Annotated in this window: 5 protein-coding genes; all 5 read right to left on the reverse strand. The window is 68.2% G+C overall.

What is annotated here, in order from left to right:
- Positions 1 to 393: glycosyltransferase (locus tag B3446_RS00935; RefSeq protein WP_291376688.1), on the reverse strand; the 393-nt coding region annotated here is incomplete at its 3' end.
- Positions 390 to 1,505 (reverse strand): glycosyltransferase family 4 protein, encoded by a 1,116-nt coding sequence (locus tag B3446_RS00940; RefSeq protein WP_291376689.1) that lies wholly within the window; start codon positions 1,503 to 1,505, stop codon positions 390 to 392. The genes B3446_RS00940 and B3446_RS00935, both read right to left, overlap by 4 nt.
- Before the next feature lie 3 nt (positions 1,506 to 1,508).
- On the reverse strand, positions 1,509 to 3,440 hold the full coding sequence (gene asnB, locus B3446_RS00945) for an asparagine synthase (glutamine-hydrolyzing) (protein WP_291376690.1): 1,932 nt from the start codon (positions 3,438 to 3,440) through the stop codon (positions 1,509 to 1,511).
- Positions 3,441 to 3,484: 44 nt separating this feature from the next.
- Positions 3,485 to 4,627 (reverse strand): glycosyltransferase family 4 protein, encoded by a 1,143-nt coding sequence (locus B3446_RS00950; RefSeq protein ID WP_291376691.1) that lies wholly within the window; start codon positions 4,625 to 4,627, stop codon positions 3,485 to 3,487.
- The coding region (locus B3446_RS00955; protein ID WP_291376693.1) for a lipid II flippase MurJ at positions 4,628 to 5,064 on the reverse strand (437 nt) is incomplete at its 5' end.

Below are 5,064 nucleotides of genomic sequence, written 5' to 3' on the forward strand. Positions count from 1 at the left end.
CCGCGCCGAGCGGCTGCTGCGCTCAAGGTGCGCGCCGGAATTGCGGATGCCCCACGCGATGGCGCGAACACCCGCCAGGCGGGCGGCCAGGCCGCCAATCAGGTCGGCGTGATACATCCAGGTTTGAACGGCATCGGGACGGTTCGTGGCGATCAGGCGGCGCAGCGCCAGGAAGCCGCCCAGGCTGACGCGGCCGCGCTTCATGCCCAGGGCATGCACCGCAACGCCCGCCGCGCGCAGGCGCTCGCCGTACAAACCTTCATCGGTCAGCGACACGACCGTGTGCTCGACGTCCGCGTGCGGCCAGGTCGCCAGGCGCGTCAGCACCGATTCGGCGCCGCCCTGGCCCAGCCCCGTGATGACATGCAGGATGCGCAGCGGCCGGGTGCTCATCGCCCCTCCCGTACCGCTTCGAACAGTTCATCCCATTCGGTCAGCACGCTGGACAGCGCATAACGCTGGCGCACGGCCGCGGCGGCGCGCGCACCCAACTGTTCGCGCAGCGACACGTCGCCCATCAGACGATGCAGCGCATCGGTCATCGCGACCCGGTCGCCCGCCGGCACCAGCAGCGCATCCTGGCCGTCTCGCGTCATCTCGCGCGGACCGCTGGGGCAGTCGAACGCCACGCAGGGCAAGCCCAGCGACATCGCTTCCAGCAACACGTTGGGAAAGCCCTCGACCAGCGAACTGAGCACGAAGGCCTGGCCGCGCGCCAGTTCCTCCCAGGGTGCTTCGGTGCGCCCCGGCAAGCTGACGCGCGATTGCAGGCGCAGACGCGCCACCTGCTGCTCCAGCGCCTCGCGCTCGGGACCCTCGCCCCAGATGCGCAGGTTCCAGTCGGGGAACTCCGGCGCAAGCTGCGCAAAGATGTCGATCAGAAGGTTGAACTGCTTGTCGGGCACCAGCCGCCCCATCGCGATCAGCTCGCGCGGGCCGGCCTCTTGACGCTGCTGCACCAGCGGTGCATCCAGCAACGGCGCGGGCAGCGGATTCGGGATGACGGCCAGGCGCCGGATGCCGGGCACCTGGCGCGCGAACGGACCGGCGGTGTCTTCGGCTTGCACCGTCACCATGTCGGCGCGCGGGTACAGCACGCGGCGCAGCTTGCGCCAGACGGTTCCCGTGGTGGTTTCAGCGACCGGATTGGTGCGCTCGCAAACGATGAGCGGCACGTTCAGGCCGCGCGTGGCCAGAATGGCGGCCACGTTGACGTTGGTCAGGAAGGACACCACGACGTCGGGCCGCGAATCGCGAATGTGCTTGCGCAGGACCAGCAGCCGCTTGAAGGCGGCCATCCCGCCCGATACCCGGGTGCCGGCCAGATCGGCCAGCCACGACAGCTGGACCTTGTCCGACAGGGGGTAGAAGCAGGTGCCCTTGGACGAGTAGGTGGGCGTCAGGATGACGGTGTCGCCGCGCTCTGACCATGCATTTACCAGGGTCGCCGCGACGCGCTCCGCGCCGCCGGCGTGCATGGAACTGACCAGCATCAGTATCTTCATTCGTCAACGGTCCTCAATCGGTCCCCCTTGATCCATTCCCGCACGGTAGCGGTCCAGCCAGGCCTGCATCATCAGCACGCCCCACAGATGGCTGTCCCAATTGCGATGCCCCGACGTGTGTTCACGCCATTTGCGCAGGATGGGTTCAGGTTCGAACCAGCCCTCCTGACGCAGGCGTGCCGGATCCAGCAGCGCATCGGCCCATTCGCGCAACGGACCGCGCAGCCATGCGGCCAGCGGCACGGCGAAGCCGCGCTTGGGGCGGTCGACCAGCGCCTGCGGCACGTGGCGATGCAGCACCTGCCGCAGCAGCCACTTGCCGGTGTTGCCGCGCACCTTGTACTGGTGCGGCAGGCTCCAGGCGAATTCATAGACACGGTGGTCGATCAGCGGCACGCGGGTTTCCAGGCTGACGGCCATTGCAGCGCGGTCCACCTTGACCAGAATGTCGTCGGGCAGGTAGGTCACCGTGTCGAGCTTCATCATCGACTCGAAGAACGATCCCTGCATGGCGCGTTCGAACACCGACTGGGGTTCGACGCCGCCCTTCACGACGCTGGCCGGGTCCGACCAGTACGATACGAACCCGCGGTAGAACTCGCCGCGCGTGTCGGCGCGCAGCAGTTCGCCCAGCTTGCCGACCTTGCCACGCCATGCGCCGCGGCCGGGCAGATGGGTGGACGCGCTGAGCATCGCGCCGGCCGGCTTGCGCAACAGCCCGGGCACGCGTTCGAACTGGCGCCACCAGTTGTCCACACGGAAGTAGCGCGAATAGCCGCCGAAGAGCTCGTCGCCGCCGTCGCCCGACAAGGCCACCGTTACGTGCTGGCGCGCCATGCGCGTGACCAGCGACGTGGGGATCTGCGACGAGTCCGCAAAAGGTTCGTCGTACATGTCGGCCAGCGTGGGCACGACCGCCAGCGCGTCGTCCGCGGTGACGTAGAGTTCGGTGTGATCGGTGCCCAGGTGCGTGGCCACGGCCTTGGCGTGCTGCGCCTCGTCGTAGCCCTTCTCGTGAAAACCGATGGCAAATGTGCGCACCGGCTGCGAGCTTTGCGCCTGCATCAGCGCCACGATGGTCGACGAATCGATGCCGCCGGACAGGAACGCGCCCAGACTGACGTCGGACAGCATCTGGCCGCCCACGGCTTTGGACAGCACCTTTTCCAGCGCGTCGGTGGCTTGCGCATCAGAGTCGAACGAGAGCCGGGCGTTCGACGCCGCATCCGCGGCCTCGCGCGCCGACCAGTACACCCGCGGCTCCGGCATGCGGCGGTTGCGCGCGTCGTCGGCCGAGAACTCGACCCACGTGCCGGGCGGCAGCTTGGCAATGCCTTCGTAGATCGATTGCGGCGCGGGAATGTAGTTGTGCCGCATGAACGACGCCAACGCGTTGCGGTTCAGGTTGCGGCCGAAGCCCGGAATCGGCATCAGGCCCTTGAGCTCCGACGCAAACACCAGCTCCGAATTGGAATAGCCGTAGTACAGCGGCTTCTCGCCCATGCGGTCGCGCGCCAGCACGAGCTTGCGCGAGGCCTTGTCCCACAACGCGATGGCGAACATGCCGACCGAGGCTTGCAGCGTGGCCTCGATGCCCAGCGCGGTAAAGCCGGCGAGGAGCGTCTCGGTGTCCGAATGCCCGCGCCACGCCGGCGCCAGCGCCGATTCCTCGAGCTGCTTGCGGATGTCCAGGTGGTTGTAAACCTCGCCGTTGAACACCATGACGTAGCGGCCGCAGGCGGACGTCATCGGCTGATGGCCCGCTTCCGTCAGGTCCAGGATCGCCAGGCGCACGTGCGCCAGCGCGATTCCCGCGTCGGCGTCTTCCCAGAAGCCATTGCTGTCCGGCCCGCGGTGGCGGATGCGGCGGCAGCTATCGGCCAGCACCTGCGCCTTGTTCCCCAGGGGACCCCAAATTCCGACTATTCCACACATGATGTTGTTCTCGTGTTCACCGTGGCAACGGCGCGCGCGGGGCCTTAGCGGCCCGACGCCCGCACGCCGTCAAAAAGTTCCTGCCATTTCTGCAGCACGCGCACGGCCGAGAATCGGTCGCGCACGTCGGTGGCCGCCCGCGCCATGCGCGCGCGGCCATTGTCATCGCCCATGACCGCGTCCAGCGCCTTGCACAGCGCCGGCACGTCGCCATTGGGCCGCACCAGCACGCCGTCGATGCCTTCGCGCACGATCTCGCGCGGGCCCGTATCGCAATCGAACGACACGGCCGCCAGGCCGCTGGCCATGGATTCGAGCAGGGTATTGGACAAGCCTTCGAAGCGCGACGTCAGTACATAAAGATCGGCGCTGTCGTACCAGTCGCCCACATTGCCGGCGCGTCCCGGCATCGAGACGCGCGATTCCAGGCCGGCCTCGCGCACCTGCGCTTCGAGCGCCTGGCGTTCGCTGCCTTCGCCCAGAATAACCAAGTCCCAGCCGGGATGCGACGGCGCCAGGCGCGCAAAGGCCTGGATCAGCAGATCAAAGCCTTTGTCGCCATGCAGCCGGCCGACCGCCAGCAGACGCTTGCGGCCGTCTTGCGGCGCTGGCGTCAGGATGGGCTCGGCGCGCGGCAACGGAAAGTGGACGGGATTGGGAATGACCGCGAGCCGCGAGCCCGGCACATGCTGTTCGAGCCAGTCGGCGGTGCCTCGGGTCAAGGCGACGACGCGCGCGGCACGCGGATAGGTGAGCCGGCGCAGCCGCTGCCAGAAACCCGATAGGGTCTGCGACGGCGGATGGGTGTGTTCCGTGGCGATGACGCGGCAGTTCAGTCCCGCGCAGGCCAGCACGGACAGCACGGACGCCGTGGTCATCATGCCCAGCACGATGTCGGGCCGGAACGATTTGACGACGCGGCGCAGTGCGCGCACGCGCTGCAGGTTGCTGACGATGCCGCGCAGCCCGCCGCCCTCGCCCGCCGTGTGCAGGACTTCGCGCCGGACCTTGGGGTGCAGCGCATAGACGTCGCCGTCGGCGCTGGCCTGCGTGACCACCATGACCTCGCTGCCTTCGGCCGCCCAATGGGCGCTCAGGTCCGCGGCGACGCGCTCAGCGCCCCCGCCATGCAGGGAATGGATGAACAGCAACACGCGCGCCGGACGAGCGGAGTCGGCAACGGACATTCAATCGGTCCCCTTGGGTTCAGCCTTGCGCATTGCCACCACCAGGTAGCACGCGAAGGACAGCACATACATGAGGCTGGTGGCCAGCATGATGCCGGCCGCGCCCATGCGGGGCGCGAGCACAGTGTTCAGCACGGCCTTCAGCGCAAAATTGGCGACCGCAATGGCGGCCATGATGCGATAGCGGTTCTGGCTGGCCAGCAGTTGCACCAGGATCAGCACGCCGAAGTAGAACGGCAATTGCAGCAGCCCCCAGCGCAGCACGTGCGCGACGGCTTCGGTGTTTTCCGCGGTGAACGCGCCGCGCTGGAACAGCACCGACACGCCCCACGGCGCCAGCACCCAGCCCAGCGCCACGGCGGCGGCGCCCGCCACCACCATCAGCAGCGACCACTTGAGCGCCATGCTGCGCGCACGCGCCGTATCGCCGCGCGCCT

Origin of the sequence: Achromobacter sp. UBA5777 (genome assembly GCF_002418565.1) — a bacterium.
GTDB lineage: Bacteria > Pseudomonadota > Gammaproteobacteria > Burkholderiales > Burkholderiaceae_B > Achromobacter > Achromobacter animicus.